The organism is Kitasatospora terrestris (assembly GCF_039542905.1).
GTDB lineage: Bacteria > Actinomycetota > Actinomycetes > Streptomycetales > Streptomycetaceae > Kitasatospora > Kitasatospora terrestris.
In genome coordinates, this window is the sequence record NZ_BAABIS010000001.1 from 363,396 (window position 1) to 380,130 (window position 16,735).

At 73.6% G+C, this 16,735-nt stretch carries 16 protein-coding genes and 1 pseudogene; 7 read left to right on the forward strand and 10 right to left on the reverse strand.

Going from position 1 to position 16,735, the window contains the following annotated elements:
* Nucleotides 1-457: 457 nt before the first annotated feature.
* Nucleotides 458-760 carry a hypothetical protein gene (locus ABEB06_RS01755; protein ID WP_345694966.1) on the forward strand — a complete coding sequence of 101 codons (303 nt, stop codon included), beginning with the start codon at nucleotides 458-460 and terminating at the stop codon, nucleotides 758-760.
* Nucleotides 761-823: 63 nt separating this feature from the next.
* On the opposite strand, the gene ABEB06_RS01760 is transcribed toward ABEB06_RS01755, so the two are convergent.
* Nucleotides 824-1,288, reverse strand: coding sequence for a phage tail protein (locus ABEB06_RS01760; RefSeq protein WP_345694967.1), 465 nt, complete (start codon nucleotides 1,286-1,288; stop codon nucleotides 824-826).
* 168 nt (nucleotides 1,289-1,456) lie between these two features.
* Between ABEB06_RS01760 and ABEB06_RS01765 the strand changes: the two genes are divergently transcribed.
* Nucleotides 1,457-2,140 carry a VanZ family protein gene (locus ABEB06_RS01765; protein ID WP_345694968.1) on the forward strand — a complete coding sequence of 228 codons (684 nt, stop codon included), beginning with the start codon at nucleotides 1,457-1,459 and terminating at the stop codon, nucleotides 2,138-2,140.
* A 10-nt stretch (nucleotides 2,141-2,150) separates the two neighbouring features.
* On the opposite strand, the gene ABEB06_RS01770 is transcribed toward ABEB06_RS01765, so the two are convergent.
* Together ABEB06_RS01770 and ABEB06_RS01775 are read right to left on the reverse strand one after the other, a co-directional pair.
* On the reverse strand, nucleotides 2,151-2,969 hold the full coding sequence (locus ABEB06_RS01770; RefSeq protein ID WP_345694969.1) for an alpha/beta fold hydrolase: 819 nt from the start codon (nucleotides 2,967-2,969) through the stop codon (nucleotides 2,151-2,153).
* 101 nt (nucleotides 2,970-3,070) lie between these two features.
* A complete protein-coding gene (locus tag ABEB06_RS01775; protein ID WP_345694970.1) occupies nucleotides 3,071-4,669 on the reverse strand; it encodes an FG-GAP repeat domain-containing protein in 1,599 nt (532 codons plus the stop codon).
* Nucleotides 4,670-4,978: 309 nt separating this feature from the next.
* On the opposite strand from ABEB06_RS01775, the gene ABEB06_RS01780 reads away from it, so the two are divergent.
* On the forward strand, nucleotides 4,979-7,507 hold the full coding sequence (locus tag ABEB06_RS01780; RefSeq protein ID WP_345694971.1) for a DUF7617 domain-containing protein: 2,529 nt from the start codon (nucleotides 4,979-4,981) through the stop codon (nucleotides 7,505-7,507).
* Between the two features lie 156 nt (nucleotides 7,508-7,663).
* On the opposite strand, the gene ABEB06_RS01785 is transcribed toward ABEB06_RS01780, so the two are convergent.
* Nucleotides 7,664-8,194 carry an RICIN domain-containing protein gene (locus ABEB06_RS01785; protein WP_345694972.1) on the reverse strand — a complete coding sequence of 177 codons (531 nt, stop codon included), beginning with the start codon at nucleotides 8,192-8,194 and terminating at the stop codon, nucleotides 7,664-7,666.
* Nucleotides 8,195-8,379: 185 nt separating this feature from the next.
* A complete protein-coding gene (locus tag ABEB06_RS01790; RefSeq protein WP_345694973.1) occupies nucleotides 8,380-9,531 on the reverse strand; it encodes a DUF3103 family protein in 1,152 nt (383 codons plus the stop codon).
* A 256-nt stretch (nucleotides 9,532-9,787) separates the two neighbouring features.
* Between ABEB06_RS01790 and ABEB06_RS01795 the strand changes: the two genes are divergently transcribed.
* Nucleotides 9,788-10,393 (forward strand): hypothetical protein, encoded by a 606-nt coding sequence (locus ABEB06_RS01795; protein WP_345694974.1) that lies wholly within the window; start codon nucleotides 9,788-9,790, stop codon nucleotides 10,391-10,393.
* A gap of 268 nt (nucleotides 10,394-10,661) precedes the next feature.
* Here the strand turns inward: ABEB06_RS01795 and dmpI are convergent, their stop codons facing one another.
* Nucleotides 10,662-10,844 carry a 4-oxalocrotonate tautomerase DmpI gene (gene dmpI, locus ABEB06_RS01800; protein ID WP_345694975.1) on the reverse strand — a complete coding sequence of 61 codons (183 nt, stop codon included), beginning with the start codon at nucleotides 10,842-10,844 and terminating at the stop codon, nucleotides 10,662-10,664.
* A gap of 113 nt (nucleotides 10,845-10,957) precedes the next feature.
* Nucleotides 10,958-11,863, reverse strand: a complete 906-nt coding sequence (locus ABEB06_RS01805; RefSeq protein WP_425559755.1) for a LysR family transcriptional regulator — start codon at nucleotides 11,861-11,863, stop codon at nucleotides 10,958-10,960.
* A 127-nt stretch (nucleotides 11,864-11,990) separates the two neighbouring features.
* Between ABEB06_RS01805 and ABEB06_RS01810 the strand changes: the two genes are divergently transcribed.
* Both ABEB06_RS01810 and ABEB06_RS01815 read left to right on the forward strand, forming a co-directional pair.
* The gene (locus tag ABEB06_RS01810) at nucleotides 11,991-13,184 is read left to right on the forward strand and encodes a DUF4240 domain-containing protein (RefSeq protein ID WP_345694977.1); all 1,194 of its coding nucleotides are present in this window, start codon (nucleotides 11,991-11,993) and stop codon (nucleotides 13,182-13,184) included.
* A gap of 93 nt (nucleotides 13,185-13,277) precedes the next feature.
* The gene (locus tag ABEB06_RS01815; protein WP_345694978.1) at nucleotides 13,278-13,433 is read left to right on the forward strand and encodes a DUF6131 family protein; all 156 of its coding nucleotides are present in this window, start codon (nucleotides 13,278-13,280) and stop codon (nucleotides 13,431-13,433) included.
* A gap of 90 nt (nucleotides 13,434-13,523) precedes the next feature.
* On the opposite strand, the gene ABEB06_RS01820 is transcribed toward ABEB06_RS01815, so the two are convergent.
* A complete protein-coding gene (locus ABEB06_RS01820) occupies nucleotides 13,524-15,290 on the reverse strand; it encodes an ABC transporter ATP-binding protein (protein WP_345694979.1) in 1,767 nt (588 codons plus the stop codon).
* A 255-nt stretch (nucleotides 15,291-15,545) separates the two neighbouring features.
* Between ABEB06_RS01820 and ABEB06_RS01825 the strand changes: the two genes are divergently transcribed.
* On the forward strand, nucleotides 15,546-15,719 hold the full coding sequence (locus ABEB06_RS01825) for a hypothetical protein (protein ID WP_345694980.1): 174 nt from the start codon (nucleotides 15,546-15,548) through the stop codon (nucleotides 15,717-15,719).
* Between the two features lie 57 nt (nucleotides 15,720-15,776).
* On the opposite strand, the pseudogene ABEB06_RS39220 reads toward ABEB06_RS01825, so the two are convergent.
* Together ABEB06_RS39220 and ABEB06_RS01830 are read right to left on the reverse strand one after the other, a co-directional pair.
* Nucleotides 15,777-15,986 (reverse strand): annotated as a pseudogene (locus ABEB06_RS39220) (catalase); the annotation flags it as partial.
* Nucleotides 15,987-16,390: 404 nt separating this feature from the next.
* Nucleotides 16,391-16,717 carry an alkyl sulfatase C-terminal domain-containing protein gene (locus ABEB06_RS01830; protein WP_345694981.1) on the reverse strand — a complete coding sequence of 109 codons (327 nt, stop codon included), beginning with the start codon at nucleotides 16,715-16,717 and terminating at the stop codon, nucleotides 16,391-16,393.
* Nucleotides 16,718-16,735 lie beyond the last annotated feature (18 nt).

A 16,735-nucleotide genomic window follows, 5' to 3' on the forward strand; every position in this document is an offset into this window, starting at 1 on the left:
ATGAGTTCGTGGGCAACGGCGCTCCGGATGCTGTGTCAGCGGAATATTCACCACGGCGCGGGCTGCGATCCGCGAACGAGCCTTGGCGCGGACACGTACGCCCCCGCCACCCGGTCGACCCCCTCCGGCGTCCGCCGCGCGCCCCGCCGGCCATCGCCGCACACCGCCTCGACCTGCGCGGTCGTCAGCCACGGCGGCCCCCGATCGGCCGCCCGCCCCCGGGGGCGCCACCGGCGCACGCGCTCTCGGCATTAACGGTTCCGCATGGTCCAATTCATCTGGAACCATTGTCCTTTTTATGGAATGCGAACGAACAGACGCACACGAATCGCATTGGTGTTCGCATGAAAAAGCCATTGTCGATCGCCTCGGTGAGGCGCCTCGCCTCCCGCCCGCCTCCGGCCGATCCTGGAGCGAGCAGCCGGCTGCCGTGCCGGCGGATCGAGGAGGCCGGACCGTGAAGTTCGTTCAGATCATCGAGTACAGGACGAGCCGCATCGACGAGTTCGACGCCCTGCTGGACGCCTGGGTGGAGAAGAACGAGGGCAGGCGCCTGGCGTCCCGGGCGATGCAGACCCGCGACCGCGACAAGGAGAACGTGTACCTGAACATCGTGGAGTTCCCGTCGTACGAGCAGGCGATGGAGAACTCCGACCGCCCGGAGACCACCGAGTTCGCGGCGCAGATGGCGGCGCTGTGCGACGGGCCGCCGGTCTTCCGCAACCTCGACCTGCTGGACGAGCGGACCTTCGAGGGCTGAGACGGGACGGACGCGGGCCCGGCCGGCGGCGCGCAGCCGCCGGCCGGGCCCGCACCCGGCGCCTCAGTACTCGTTCTTGATGACGAAGAAGGAGCCGCGGATGGTGCCGGCGAGCTTCGACTTCTGCCGCGCGAACTTGAACCGCGACACCAGCTCGTCCGGGACCTCCATCCCGTCGGAGAGCTTGAACCCGACCGCCCGCTTCCCGCCCTCCCCCAGGGTGTACATCACGTTGACCGACAGGCCGCTCTCGTAGAAGACGTAGGCCATCCGGATGTCCTCGACCTGGAACCCGGTGGCCTCCAGCGGCCGCGACGCGATGACCAGGTCGCGCTCCTCCGCGAGGATCCGGTGCACCCAGTCGACGGTCTCCCGGGCCTCGTCCGCCGGCTCCACGGTGAAGACGTGGTCGTACTTGTTCTTGAAGTAGCGGGCCTCGTTCGCCCGCAGGCCGGCCAGCGCCTCCGCGACGGGCGACGACTCCAGCCCGACGGTCGACACGGTCTCGAAATCCACGGCGTAGGTCATGGCAGATCCCTCGTCCTCGGGACGGCACGGGTGAGTACGGTGATCCTAAGCGGCACGCCCCCTCCCGGAGCGCAACCGGGTCGGTGCGGGCGGACGTCCTCCTCCCGTGCGGGCGGGGCCGCCGGGCTCCCGTCCGCCCCGTCCTGTCGCCGTCCCCGCAGTGGAGCCATGAACCACACCGCCCCACCACCCGCCCCGTGGCGCCGCACCCGCCGCTTCGCGCTCGCCGGCCCGGCGTTCCTGGCCGCGGCGGCCGTGGTCCTCCTCGCGCAGCGCCCGCTGCGCCACCACCGCGACGGGTGGCACGCCTGGGCGGGGACGTTCAACGGCGTCGTCCTCGTCACCGCGGCCGCGCTGCCGCTCGCCGCGCTGGCGGTGTGGGCGCTGGCCCGCCGCCGGCGGGCCGCCGGGGCCACGCCGGGGTGGGCCCGGCGCAGGTCGCTGGCCGAGGTCGGGATCGTCTACGGGACGGTGCCGTGGATCTGGATGATCATGCTGCCGGGCGCGGGAGCCGGTGTCGCACCGCGCCGGGTCAGCCTACTGCCGCTGCGCGACCTGTTCGCGGTCCTCACCGAGGGCTCCGCGGGGACGGCGACCGTCCAGATCGTCGGCAACCTGCTGGTCTTCGCGGCGCTGGGCTTCTTCGCGCCCGTCCGCTTCGCCGCACTGGCCTCGGTGCCGCGCGTCCTGGCCCTGGCCGCCGGCTGCTCCGCCCTGGTCGAGACCGCGCAGTACGTCCTGTGGCTGGACCGGGTGTCCTCGGTCGACGACGTCCTGCTCAACGCCGCCGGCGCCGGACTGGCCGCCCTCGCCTCGCGTCGCCGCCGGCGTGGGCCCGCCGCCACCCGGTGAGCCCCGGCGGTCAGGCGCCCACTCCGCGGGACGCTTCGACGATCACCGCGGCCACCCGGGCGGGCTGGTCGACCAGGACGAGGTGTCCGGCGTGCGGTACCGCCACCATGGTGACCTGCGGGCTCGCCTCCAGGTCACGGCGCTCCCCGTCCTTGAGGCCGATCTCGTCGTGGTCGCCGCGGACCACCCAGGCGCGGGCGCCCGACTCCCGCAGGCGGGTCACCAGTGACGGGTACCGGTCGAGGTACGCGTAGTAGTGGTGGACGACCCGGCGGCAGAACTCGGGGTCGTTGTCGGCCATGTCCGCCGCCAGGACCTCCGCGCGGTCCTCGGGGACGTGGTCCTTGAGCATGTCCTTCTTCATCGCCCGGGGCATCGCCTTCAGCATGGCCGACCACGCCAGCGGGCCGAGTCCCGGCACGCGCCCGGCCCGGTCCAGGATGCCGAGGAACCTCGCCTCGTCCGCCCGCGAGAAGGTCGGGGAGAGCAGGACCAGCGGGCCGCGGAACAGCCCGAGCGCCGCTGCCTCGATCGCGACGTTCGCCCCCATGCTGTGGCCCACCAGCACGTCGCAGCGCTCGGCGGCCGCGACCTCGCCGACGAGGCGCGCGTAGCCCTCCATCGACAGGTCCTCCGGCGGCGCGGTCCGGCCGAAGCCCGGGAGCGTCATCGCGACCAGGCCGAGCCCGGCCTCGGAGAGCGCCGGCTCCGCCATCACGTCGGCGTAGAACTCGGTGGTGCAGATGCCGCCCGGCAGGAGCAGCGCCCGGCACCGGGCGTCCTCCGGGCCGGACCTGCGGATGTCCAGCCGATCGAGTCTCGCGTCCATACCCCCACCCTCCGCTCGCCGGCACCGCCGCGCGACCGGTCGCGCCCCCGGTGGGACGCGGCCGGCCGGCCCCGTCCCACCGGGATGCGCGCGGCCCGGGGTCAGCCGGAGACGGGCAGGGTGCTGGTGACCTGGACGAGGCTCGCCGGGCCGGTGGCGGACGGGGCGCCGAACAGGTTGGCGGTGACCTGACCGCCCGCGCCGACCGTCCACAGGTCCGGGTCGCCGTCGGAGTCGATGTCGGCCGCCTGGAGGTCGACGTCGGCGCCGGTGTTCCAGCCGGTGGCCACCGGGAAGGCCCGGTAGGTCAGGGCGCCGGTGCCCGGGTCGGCGGCCAGGTCCTTCCAGAGGTCCAGCTCGCCGGTGGACTTCTTCCACAGGAACAGCGCGGTGGCCGTCCCGCCGCCCGGCACGGCGACCTCGGTGGAGGCGATCGTCCAGTCGTTCCAGTCGGTGCCGCCGTCGGGGGTGCGGACGTCCAGCGCCGTCGGCATGTCGAAGAAGTCGGCCATCGGGCCCGCGGGGTAGAGGGTCAGCGCGGTGCCGCCGCTGTCGGTGGGCGCGATGCCCAGCAGGTCGGGGAAGCCGGTATCGCGGCCGGCGACCGTCCCCGCCTCGGCGATCTGGGAGGGACGGTTGCCGGACCAGTCGTCGAGGGCGTAGCCGTTGGGGCCGTTCAGGGCCAGCGGGCCGCCGCTGCCGTCGCCGGCGCGCACGCTGGTGAGGCCGGCCCGGATGCCGCCCGGCTGGTAGATCAGGACGTCCTGGAAGGAGCGTGCGGTGAACCGGCCGGTCAGCACGACGGCGCCGTCGAAGTCGGCCGGGGCCGGTTCGCTGCCGTAGCCCGGGCCGTCCTTGCCGATGTTGACGGCGGGTCCGACGCGGCCGTCACCGGTGCCCGGTGCCAGCCAGAGCCCCGAGGGCAGCCCGTGGCGCCCGCCGACCGTCACCAGGTCGGGTATGCCGTCGCCGGTCAGGTCGGCGGTGGTCAGGTTCGGCGGTGGGGCGGCGGCGTAGAGGACGGACTGCGTCGTGCCGCCGAAGTTTCCTCCCGGCGAGACGCTGGTGACCGCGAGGGTGTTGACGGCCCGGTCGGGCGTCAGCGTGATCACCGCGCGGCCGGCATCCGCCGGGACGGTCACGGGGCCGCCGACGTTCAGCTGGTACTGGTAGGCGGCCGGCACCGTGCCGTCGGCGGGCGGGGCGACGGTCACCGTGACCGGCTTGCCGATCACCGCACCGCTCGCTGCTGCGACGACCGGGGCGCCCTGTCGGGTCGGGTCGAAGGAGAACCGGCAGGTCGGCGTCCACTGGCTCTTGCGGCCGTCGGCGTGGGCCCGGAACTGCCACACGAAGTCGGTGATCTTCCCGCCGGCGGCCGCCTCCAGGTCGGCGGCCGGCACCGGCACCACCGCGTCCTGGCCCGAGGTCACGGTCAGCTGCCCCGGCCGCACCTCCCGGACCGGCGTCTCCGGCGCGTCGGCCCGCGCGAGCCGGAACTCGGCGCTCGGCGCCGTCCCCGAGGCGCTCTCCAGCTTGGCGCGGAAGGAGATCTCGGTGTCGCCGATCACCGTGCCGCCGGCGCAGGCGCTGGCGGGGGCGGTGGCGGGCGAACTCGCGGTGGGACGGTCCTGTCCGGCGGGGGCCGCCGAGGCCGGCTGCGCGGTGCCGACGGCGACCAGCACCACGCCGACGGCCACCGAGGCCGCCGTCGAACGGCCGGCATGACGTGAGGAAGAAGAATGCACGGACGGCATCGCTCTCGTACGGGGGCCGGTTCGGCCCCGATCGGCCCATACCGTAGCGCTGGTGATTCGACCTCGCACGGAATTTCGAAATGCGACCGGGCGGGGGGCCGTCCGCGCCGCATTCATCCGGTCACATTCGGTCGCGATGCATCCAATACGAAAAACCGAGTCTGACGCGTACCTTCCATCCGCCTAACCTGATCGACGGCCCGACCTGACTGACCGTCAGGCCGTTTCGCTGATCCGAGGTGGAGAGAACCTGTGCTGAAAAGCCCGCGTCCGCCCCTGTCGATCCGTCCGCTGCGCGCCGTCACGGCCGCCGCCCTCACCACCGCCGTCGTCCTCTTCGGCCTGGCCGGCACCGCTCCGGTGGCCGCCGGCGCCGCCAGGAGCGGCCCGTCCACCGCCGCGGCCTCCGCGCTGGTCAAGAGCGCCCAGAACGTCACCCACCCCGGGGCGGCCGCGGCCGACCACGGGGACACCGTCAACTGGACCGTCCGCTACGAGAACGCCGCCGCCGGAGCCGCCGCCCCGGCCACGATCACCGACCCGATCACGGGGGCCGGCAGCGCCCAGACGTACGTCCCCGGCTCGCTCCGCGTCCCGCCCGGCTGGACGCCGTCCTGGTCCACCGACGGCAGCACCTTCGCCCCCACCGACCCGGGCACGGCCACCACCGCCGTCCGCGCCGAGAACCCGCCCGTCCGCGGCACCGGCACCAGCCTCGCCGCGCCGCTGCTGGCGCCCGTCCGGCCCACCGCGCAGTCCACGGGCGGCGACGGGTTCACCCCGATCCTGCACCGGACGGCCTCCGGGGAGGTCCAGGCGTGGAACATCTACCACCACGCCGGCCGGACCGCCCCGCAGGTGGTCTGCAGCAACCTGTCCACCGGTCAGCCGTGCACCGGCGGACCGTGGCCCCGCCCGCTGAACACCACCGCCGGCCCGCTGGGCACCGGCGCCACCGGTGACATCGGCAGCCCGCTGACACCCCAGTACGTGCTCGACCCCCAGCACCCCGGCCAGGTCCTCTACCCGGCCGTCACCGCCGGCTCCGTCGGCGTCGGCTGCCTGGACCTCGACGCGCACGCCAACTGCGGCTACACCGCCCTCGCCCCCACCGGCACCACCCCGAGCAGCGCCAACAGCCTGGCCGGCCTGGTCCTCGCGGGCGACAACGTCTACGGCGTCGCCACCACCGGGCAGGTCCTGTGCCTGGCGGCGGCCACCCGCACCCCGTGCGCCGGCCAGCCGTACGCGCCCGTCGTCACCCCCAACCACGACCTGCCGAGCACCCCGAACTCCCTGTACCTCGGCGCGACGACGGTGGTGGGCGGCAAGGTCTTCGCCTCCTCCTCGCCCCAGGGCTCCGGCTCCACCGCCCCCGGCGCGCCCGCCATCGGCTGCTTCGACACCTCCACCCTGACCGCCTGCGCCGGCTGGACGACCCCGCACCTCGCCGGGCCGAACGCCGGCTACTACACGTACGACGTCTACACCGCGTACGACACGGCCGGCCACCCGGACGGCGTCTGCACCAGCACCGTCGGCGGCGCCAACGTCCTGACCACCTGCTACGGCCTGGACGGCTCCGCGCGCAGCGCGCCGGGCACGCTGTCGACGCTGGCCGGAGGGGTGCTGACGTTCAACCCCGAGACGGTCACCACCGAGAGCGGGACGCGCAGCTACTTCCCCGTCTGGGGCGGCAGCGTGGCCGGCGCGACGGTCTGCCACGACTGGACCACCGCCGCACCGTGCGCGGGCTTCCCGCTGCCCGCGACCCACCCGGGCGTCAACGGCGGCGCCACCCGCGACTACGGCTACACGTACGACACCACCACCCGCTGCCTGATCGCCCTCGGCGACGCCGGCGTGCTGTTCTCCCTCGACCCGGCGACCGGCGCGACCCCGTGCGTGCACAGCGGCGCCGCCGTCACCCTCAAGCCCGCCGACTTCTACTGCGACGGCGCCACCGGCCACGTCCAGGCCTACACCCGGGCGCGGCTCACCGACATCGACCTCGCGCACGTCGACCTGGCAGCCTCCCGCGCCGTCGTCACCGACCCGGACGGCACCGTCGTCCTGACCACCGCCCTCGCCCCGGACGGCACCGTCGACCTGTCCGGCATCCAGCCCGCCACACACCCCTCGATCACCGTCACCACCCAGCTGGTCCTCACCGGCACCGGGGACTTCACCGCCGACAACCACCCCGCCCTCGTCGTCGAGTACCAGGGCGACGCGCCGCAGGTCTGCTTCCGCACCACCGTCACGCCCGACTGCGCGACCACGGCCCTCACCAACACCGCGACCGGCACCGACGCCACCGGGGCCCTGACCTCCAACACCGTCACCACCGCCGTCGCGCCGGGCGCCGGCTGCCAGCCGCGCGTCAGCGTCGAGAAGGAGATCTGCGGCTCCGGCAACCCCCACGACTGCGCACCCGGCGGCCCCGGCCCCTGGGCCAAGACCAGCCCCGTCGGCCTGCTGGGCCTGCTCGGCACCGCGCACTGGCGGATCACCGTCACCAACGCCGGCCCCGTCGCCGCCACCAACGTGACCGTCAACGACGCCGTCACCCCCGGCTGCCGGACGGCCGCCGGCACCTTCACCCTGCCCGCCGGAAGCAGCCGCGCGGTCTACTGCGACTCCTTCCTGCTCGCCCTCCCCCTCAAGAACACCGCCTCCGCCAGCTTCGTCCCCGCCAACTCCCCGCCCGGCACCGCCCCCACCACCACCGCCCCCTCCTCGGCGCTGGCCTGCTCCCTGCTCTGCATCCTCCACGACTGACCGCCCACGGACGAGCCCTCCGCACGGCCCACCCCGGGCCGTACGGAGGGCTCGACCCGTAGGCCTACGCTTGGAGGCCGCCGTCCGAGCTGAGCTGCGGCACCCGCGGCAGGTGCCGTTCGCCGAAGCGTGCCTGATGCCCACCCCCTCCGGAGGCTAGTGGTTGGGCGAGTAGGGGTACCAGATCTGGTTGTTCCCGTTCCAGCAGTCCCACTGCTGGGCGCGAACGCCGTTGATGGTGTACCGGCCGTCGACCTCCAGGCACTTGCCGCTGTGGACGTTGCGCAGGACGTAGCCGGTGCCGGGGACGTGGGCCCAGGTCCACTGCTGGCTGGCGCCGCCGGTGCAGGCCCACTGGCGGACCGGCGCGCCGTTGTCGGTGCGCCAGTCGGCGACCTCCAGGCACTTGCCGCTGTGGCCGTTGACCAGCGAGCCCGCGGGACCGGCCGTCAGGCTCCACTGCTGGCTGCCGCCGTAGTGGCAGTCCCACTGCCGGGCGGGGGCGCCGTTGTCGGTGCGCCAGTCCGCGATCTCCAGGCAGTGGGCGCTGTTGGCGATGCCCAGCACGACGACGTTCGGTACGCCGCTGGGGTGGTAGGGGCTCGCGGCGTTCGCGGTGGGTGCGCCCGCGAAGAGCGCGAGGCCGGTGCCCAGGAGGGCGGCGGCGGTCCGGGTCTTGAAGGCCATGGCGGCGGTTCCCGTCGGAGAGAGGTGCGGATGGGCGGTGGTGCGGCGGCCCGTCGCATGATCATCGGGCAGTCCGACCGGCACCCTAGCGGTTGGCACCGGAACGGTCGACGCGGTTTCCGGGGGTCACACGCAGGGGCCCCGCCCACCGGTTCGGCGGGCGGGGCCTGGAGGGAGAGTGCGGGTCAGAACTGCTGGACGAAGTACGGCTCGACGGTCATGAAGCCGTTGCCGCGGGCGCCGTCGAGGCGGCCGGTGCTGGTGCGGGCGAGGGTGTACCAGGACTCGACGTAGTCGGGGTCGTCGGTCCACCAGGAGGTGGGGAGTGCGCCCAGCACCGCGTTGACCAGCGCGATGTACGCGCCCTGGTCGGCGATGGTGAGCAGCACGGCGGCGACCGCCTGGGCGAGGGCCAGGTAGTTGGTGTCGCCGTCGTCCTCCATCAGGACGACGTCGGCGAGGTTGTACTTGTAGTTCGACCAGTTCACCAGGATCTGGTTGGGGCGGTAGAGCGTGCCGTCGTACTGCAGGTACGGCATCGCGACCGAGTCGACCCGGACCTTGCCGTCCAGGCCGAAGCCGGTGACCAGGGCGAACATCTCGGCGGCGCCCTTGAACCAGGGCTCCTCGTCGTCGGCGACCTGGATCGACGTGATCTTGGTGGCCCACCAGCCGGCGGCCGCCGTGGCCGACGCCGGGGCCGCGGTCTGGGCTCCCGTCGGCGCCTGGCTGCCGAACTCCCGCTGGAGCAGCGCGATTCCGGCCGCCAGGGTCCTGGCCGTGTCGAGGTCGACCAGATAGACGGGCCGCTCGGGCACCCGGGCGGTCTCCAGGACGTGGACCCGGCCGGCCGTGTCGTAGGCGCGCAGCGTACGGGCGTGCTCGTCGGTGGCGGCCGTCGCGACCAGCGGCACGGCGCCGCCGTCCAGGGCGCCGCGCATGGTGCGGTCGGCCAGCTGGACCCGCAGCAGCGGGCCGAGGTCGCCGCCGAGCCCCTTGGCCGCGGCGACCTCCCGGTCGGCTCGCGCGGTGGTGTCGGCGAGCTTCCGCGCGGAGGCGCCGGGAGCGGCGGCGGCGAGCGGGGTCAGTGCGGCGGGCCCGGCGCTGCCGGCTGTCGCGGTCCGTACGCGCTCGCGCAGGGCGGAGTCGGCGAGGGCGGTGGCGAGGGTGCGGGCGACCTGGTCCTCGATCGCGGTGACGCGGCCGGCGGCGACGGCGGGGTGCGCTGCGCCGGGGGGCTGCGGTGCGGGGGCGGCCACGGCCTGGCCCGCGCCGAGCGCGAGCAGCGGCAGGGCGGCGAGCGTCGCGACGGCGCGCCGCAGGCGGAACTGGGGCATGCGGGATCTCCAGACTCGTCGGGTGAGGTGTCGGAGCAGCAGTGCGCGTGGAGCGGCGCCGCCGCCTGGTGGGTCAGCGGCGCCATGACAAGTGAAGTGCTTCCCCGACCCGGGATCAACCCCCGTTCAACGAACTGTCAGTCCGTCGCGCGTGAACGCCCGCGGACGATCCGTCCGAGCGATCCGGCACCGATCTGACTGTTCATCAACTACGCTCCTCATTGGGCTGATCGGCCACGAGGTGGGGGTGGATCGGATGGCGGGGTTCCGGCGGGGTGGTGCGGCGGCGGCGCTGCTGGTCTGCGCACTGCTGCTGACCGCGTGCGGCGGCGGCTCCGAGACGTCGGCCGACCGCGAGACGGGTCCGGGCCGCTTCCTGAAACCGCCGACCAACCTCTGCGAGTCCGTCGATCCGGCGCCGTTCGTGGCCGAGTACGGGACGCCCCGGCCGGGTGAGGACCACCTGGAGGCGACCGTCCGGGACTGCTCGTTCGAGTTCGAGGGCCGGATGGGCAGTGCGCCGTACTTCCTTGACCTGTTCGCCGACTTCCGGCCGAGCGTGGAGGACGCCCGCTCGTCTTTCGCCCGGATGCGCGACAAGCCGAGCGACGACCGGTTCAGCGCGCTGGCGACGGTCAAGAAGCTCGGCGATGCCGCGTTCGCCTTCGACGAGGAGCCCAACGACCACGAGGTCCGCAGCATCCTGGTCGTCCGGCAGAGCAATCTCGTGGTCACCGTCTGGTGGGACGACACCGTCTACGGCTCCGGCCCCGACCGGTCCGAGGAGCACCGCAACCAGATCCGGTCGAAGCTCGCGAACTACGCCGCTTCCGCCCTCACCAGGCTGGCCACCACCCCTTGACCCCGCGAGCCGGACGACTGCGCGTCAGATCCCGTCACCAGCAACGGACTTCGCCGTCTCACCCGCACGCCGCGTGATCGCGGGCGACTAGCATGCGGGCCGTCGACGGGCAGGGCGACGGGGGACGACCGCCTCGACCAGAGCCGGCTGTGCGTCCTGGTACTGGTGTGCACGTTCCCCGTGACGGTCGGCGCCTTCGTCGCGGCCCGACCCTCCGCACCGCCCTGGGCCGCCGACGCCCCGCCGGCGGCCGGGTGCCGGGGGCCGGCTACTTGTCGGCGGTCAGCTTGCCTGCCGCGGCCCAGCTGTCGGCGGGGACCTCGTGGATCCACACCTGGACGGTCTCGGCGGGCAGCTGCAGGGTGTCCACGAACGCGTCGGTGATCTTCTGCACCAGCTCGCGCTTCAGCTCGATGCTGCGGGGGCCCTGCTGGACGGTGACGATCGGCATGTCTGCTCCTCAACTGGGTTGCGCTGTCCGGCCCGTACTGTCCGGTCTGCGCTCTGGGAACAGTTCACCGGAGCGGGCGGCGGCGAACCAGACGGGTTTCGCTCCGGCAGCGATCACGAATCGTGATCGCCGTCGGCGGCGGACGTGCCGCGGCAGGCGGCGACCAGCAGCCCGGGCAGTGGGGCGGTCCGGCGGACCGCGATGGCGACCGGCAGGGCGAGCGCCCCGCCGCGCAGCGGGCGGAAGGCGATCCGGGGGTGGCTGGTCAGGCGGGCGTTGGCGGCGTAGACGACGGTCCACATCGGGGTGCCGGTGCCGATCGCGGCGAGGGTGTCCTGGAGGGTACTGGTGACCGGGCCCGGGACCGGCTGGAAGCCCGCGTCGTGGCAGGCGGCGAGGACGAGGTCCACCAGCGCCGGGTGGTTGCGGCGCTCGGTCAGCCGAAGCGGCAGTGCGGCCAGGTCGGCGAGGTCCAGTACGGGGCGGGCGGCCAGCGGGTGGCGGGCGGGGAGCGCCACCACCAGCTCGTCCGGGCGCAGCGGCAGGCAGCGCACGTCGGCGGTGCTCTCGGGGATCCCGCCGCGGACGAAGGCGGCGTCGAGCCGGCCGTCCGCGAGCAGGGCGAGGCGTTCCCGCACCGGCAGCGCGTGGAGTTCGACGCGGACGTCTGGCGCGTGCCGCTGGTAGGCGTCGAGGATCCGGTCGAGGCGGCCGCCGAGGCCGGTGATCGTGCCGAGCCGGAGCACCCGGGCGGCGGGGGACGCCAGTTCGGCGGCCAGCACCGCGGCGGCGGCCTCGGCCGCGAGGACGTCCCGGGCCGCGGGCAGGAACCGCTCCCCCGCCGCGGTCAGCCGCACGTGCCGGGGCGAGCGGTCGAACAGCTCGACCTTCAGCTCCCTCTCCAGGCGCCGGACCTGCTGGCTCACGGCCGGCTGGCCGAGCAGCAGCCGGTCGGCGGCGCGGCCGAAGTGCAGTTCCTCCGCGACGGCGACGAAGCAGCGCAGCTGGCGTAGCTCGATGGGATCCCCCCGGGTCCGTACCTGCGATGGGCTGTCGGCAGCGTACGGGTCGTGGGCGGTCCGGCCGCCACGGGGTGGGAGCGGAGCCGGGGCGGTGGTGTCGGTGACGCACTGTTCAATGGGCGCCATGACCGTTCGCGACCTGCTGCCCCTGTTGCCCGACCCCGCTGAGCTGCGCCTTCGCTGCCGGGCGATCGCCCTGCTCGACGCCGTCCTCGACGAGCGGTCGGCCGCGCACACCTATCTGCCCGACTGGCGTGACGGCGTGGACCTGGCGTGCATGGACAACGGTTCGGGCGACCTGTACGCGATCGTCTTCGACCCGGCCGGGGTGTTCCTCTACGGGTTCGACCACGAGAGCGACGCCACTCCCTGGCGGGAGGAGGAGCGTGCGCACTGGCCCGGGCTGCTCGACGGCCTGCCCGACGCCCTGGCGGCCTACCCCGCGGCGCCGGAGTTCGAGTTCGACGGGTTCTTCGACGCCACGGTGTGCGCGTGGCGCGAGCACGGCGACACCGTGTGGCGGTGCGGGTCGGTGGAGTTCGAGCCCGACGACAGGGACGGCGCGGACTGGCTGTTCGAGCTGCTGCTCGACGGCAGCGCCGACGGGTACGCGGACTTCGCCGAGGAGCACCTCGAGCGTCCGGTCGACCGGGCCGCGGTGGCGGCGGTCCTGGCCGGCGCGCCGCTGACCCCCGGTACGGTCGCGGCGCTCTCGCCCTCCGCCGACTACGGGACCGTCGCCGCGAGGGCCCGCGCGCTGGGCTACTCCACCCCGGGCGACACGGACAGCACGGACGGCACAGGCGGCACAGGCGGCACGGACGGCGACGACCCGATGTCCTGGGACCGGTTCTGGCAGCTCATCGAGGTGCTCGGCGGCGAGGCCGGCATCGCGACGTGCGCGGGCTTCGAGGACGCCTGCGAGCGCCTCACCGAGCTGCTCTCCGACGGGCCTGCCGACCGGATCGTCGCCTTCGGCGAGCGCCTCGCCGAAGCCCTCTACCGCCTGGACCGGGCGGAGTTCGGCACCCTGCCCGTCCTCGGGACGGAGGAGGACGGCGGCTCCCCGTTCCCGCAGTCGGACGACGGCTTCCTGTACTCGCGCACGGCGGTCGTGGCCGCCGGTCGCGCCACGTACGAGAGCGTCCTCGGCCGACCGGACCGGTTCGCGCCCTTCACGGCCATGGATTGCCAGCAGCTGCTCCACATCCACGAGGACGCCTACGAGGCGGCCACCGGCGAGGAGTGGGACCACCTCACCCGGTACGACTACGAGTCCTGCTCCAACAAGGAGGGCTGGCCCGGCCTGCCGTCCTGACCGACCGCCGCGAGGAGTCGGGCCGGGCAACGCATGAGATCGGACATTTCGGGCATACGGGTGCATGTCTGCTCGACCTACAGGAGGTTTCCCATGATCGTCCTTGGGGTGATTCTGCTCGTCATCGGATTCGTCACCGGCATCGGCTTCCTGTGGACGATCGGAATCGTGCTGCTGGTCATCGGCCTGATCCTCTGGGTGGCCGGCGCGCTCGGCCACGCCGTCGGCGGCCGCCGCCACTACTGGTGAGCAGGCGGGGTCCGGAGGCGAGCCGCTCCGCCGCCGGACACCCCGCGGGCCGGCCCACGCGTTCCCGGTGGGCCGGCCCGCGGGCCGTTCTCAGGCCGAGGCGGCCGACTGGAGCAGGGCGTAGTGCCCGCCGTTGCGCAGCAGTTCCTCGTGGGTGCCGATCTCGGCGATCCGGCCGTCCTGGAGGGTCGCGATCCGGTCGGCACCGCGGATGGTGGAGAGCCGGTGGGCCACCACGAAGACGGTGCGACCCCGCACCAGGCGGCCGAGGGCCTGCTGGACCAGCCGCTCGGAGTGCGGGTCGAGCGCCGAGGTGGCCTCGTCCAGCACGAGCACCCGGGGGTCTCGGATCAGCGCCCGGGCGATGGCGAGCCGCTGCTTCTGGCCGCCGGACAGCCGGGCACCGCGCTCGCCGACCACGGTGTCGAGGCCGCGCGGCAGCCGGTCGATGAACTCCAGCGCGTTGGCGTCGCGCAGCGCGGCGCGCACGGTCTCCTCGGTGACGTCGGTGAGGCCGTAGGTGACGTTGTCCCGGACGGTGCCCTCGAAGAGGATCGACTCCTGCGGGACGACCGACAGGAACCGCCGGTAGCTGCGGAGGTCCAGTTCCTCCATGTCGGTGCCGTCCAGCAGGATGCGGCCCCCGGTCGGCCGCAGGAAGCCGATGACGAGGTTGAGCACGGTGGACTTGCCCGCGCCCGAGGCACCGACCAGGGCGATGGTCTCGCCGGGCCGCACGGAGAGGGTGAAGTCGCACACCGACGGCCGGTCGGAGTCCCGGTACCCGAACTCGACCTGCTCGAAGTCGATCCGGCCCTGGACGGCGGTGACCTCGGTCTTGCCGGCGTTGTGCTCCAGGTCGGGCTCCTCCAGCACCTCGCCCGCCGAGCGGACCGACTCCAGCCCCTTGCTGATCACCGGGGTGAGGCTCATCAGGGTGGTGACGGCGGCGGTCAGCGAGGAGAAGTAGGCGCTGAGCATCACCACGTCGCCGGGGGTGACGGCGAGCCAGCCGTAGTACGCCGCCAGCCCGGCGCCGGCCAGGCAGCCCACGCCGAGCACGTTCAGCAGGATCCAGGCCAGCGCGCCGAACTGGCCGTTGAGCCGGTCGAGCCGCATGGCGGCGGTCAGCACCTGGCGCAGGGTGCCGTCGACGCGGCGCAGTGCGGTGTGCTCCAGGCCGTGGGCGCGGGTGATGGGGATGAGGGTGGTCATCTCGCTGACCCGGGACGAGAGCTGCTCGACCTCCTGGCGGAACGACTCGTTGTAGGCGCGCAGGCGGCCGCGCAGCCACATCACCAGGGCCGAGGCGGCCGGGACGACCAGCAGGAAGACGGGCAGGAAGGCGGGGGTGCGGAGCCCGATGACCACCAGGGCGCCGACCAGGGTGGCCAGCGCGGACAGGCCCATGTCGCCGGTCTGGGCGAAGGCCTGCTCCAGCGCCTCGACGTCCCTGATGACCTTGCTCTGCAGCACGCCGGCACTGACTCGGGTGTGGTAGCCGATGGAGAGTTCCTGCATCCGGTGGCAGAGGGCCGAGCGCAGACGGGTGCCCATCCGGCGTCCGCTGCCGTACCAGCAGCGGACGTAGAGGAGGTGGAAGGGGTAGTTGGCGACGAGCAGGACGAGCAGGAGCCCCGTCCCGGCCCACAGCCCGGAGATCGGCCTGTGGTCGACCACCACGTCGATGACGTAGGCGGTGATCACCGGGGTGAGCCAGGTGGGGCTGTGCTTGATCGCGAAGGCGAGGGCGGCGAGCGCGATGCGGCCGCGGTCCTGCTGGAGGAGGTAGGCGACGGAGCGGAGCGGGTGCTCGCCGCGGTAGCGGTGGTCGAGGGGGTGCTGGGGCAGCGCCATGTCGGGGGTCGCTCTCCTGGGGCTCGGGCGACGGGGTGGTGCGACGGGGTTGGTGCGCCGGGCGGGCGGGGGCCGGCCTCCGGCACGGGCCGAAGCGTACCCACGGCGCTGCAAATTCTCGACCGAGTTACGAAAGCTGACATCGGGGGCATTTCTGCCGATCGGCCTGCGGAAGCTCCGGCTGCGCCCAGCAGCGCCGCGATGCGGTGAATATTTTGCAGATTTTCCCATGATTCCTGCAAAGCCTTGGCCGCGGTGAGGACCGGAAGGCCACAACCGGCCGAGGAACGGAGCACCGATGACGCTCGCGGCGGAGTCCAGGTCTTCGCCGTACCGGCCGCCACCGTCCAGGAGGCGCTCACCCTGGCCGGCGACCGCGCGACTGCGCCGGGCGAGGTCGGCCGCTCCGCCCACGGCTTCCGGGTCTGAGCGGAGCCGGGCCGGACACGGGGAAGACCGGCACGGTGTTGCCGACCAGCCGTAGTTCCCGTGCCGGATGGAGAACTTGACGGCGGATCCGCGCACGTCGCGGACGGTGCCAACCGAACCCCGCATCCCCTGCGCGGTGGAGAAGCGCACGAACACCGGGGTGCGGCGCCCGGTCTCCCGGGGAAGTCCGCACGGGGGGGTGAACTCGGCGAGCGGCGACTCGTACGCCTCGAAGTGGCCGCGGGTTCCGGCGCCGCGGGCGTGCACGACGTGCTCGCGGTGCGCTCGAACCCTCGCCCGGCGCCCGACACCGTGAGCTGATCAGGGGGCGCGGCATCGACGGTCCGTCAGTCCGCGCTGGCACCGTGTCACCTCCGGCAGCAATCGGTCCGAGGTCGGAGGGGTAGGGAGGGTCCGGGGTGGGCAGACGTCCTGCAGAGATCTTCGACGATCGTGGAGGTGAGTGAGATGGCAGGGATCAGGGTGGTCAAGCGCCCCGCTCCGCAGCGCCCGCGGCCTCCGCTGGATCTGCGCACCCCCTCGGGCCGCCCGCTGCCGTACTGACCCGCGGCTGCACCGAGCGCGGCCGTAGTGACCCGTGGCCGCTCCCGACCGAGCGGCCGAGCGGCCGAGCGGCCGTCGGCCGGTCGCCGACCCGCGAAACCGCCGGCTCAGACGGGCGTGTCGCCGGTGCGCGGGCCGGGAGCCGGCAGCCGGAAGAGCCCCCTCAGCCTGCGTAGCGCCTCGGCGTCTCCGGACACCGAGGCGGCCCCGTCCTCGCTCGCCTGGGCCGGCGTCAGGTCCTGCGCGGTGAGCCCGAGGAAGATCTGCTCCGACATCGTGACGGTCGCGTCCGGGTACTGCGCCGGTCCGTGCAGTGTCTCGATGCTGGCGTCGTCGATCCGGCTGTGGAACACCTCGTCGTCGATGTGGAACTCGTAGACCGCCCGGAGTCCGCAGGCGGCCTCGGGGTCGAAGCAGGCCCGCAGGCCGAGCACCGCCCAGCCTGGGTGGAA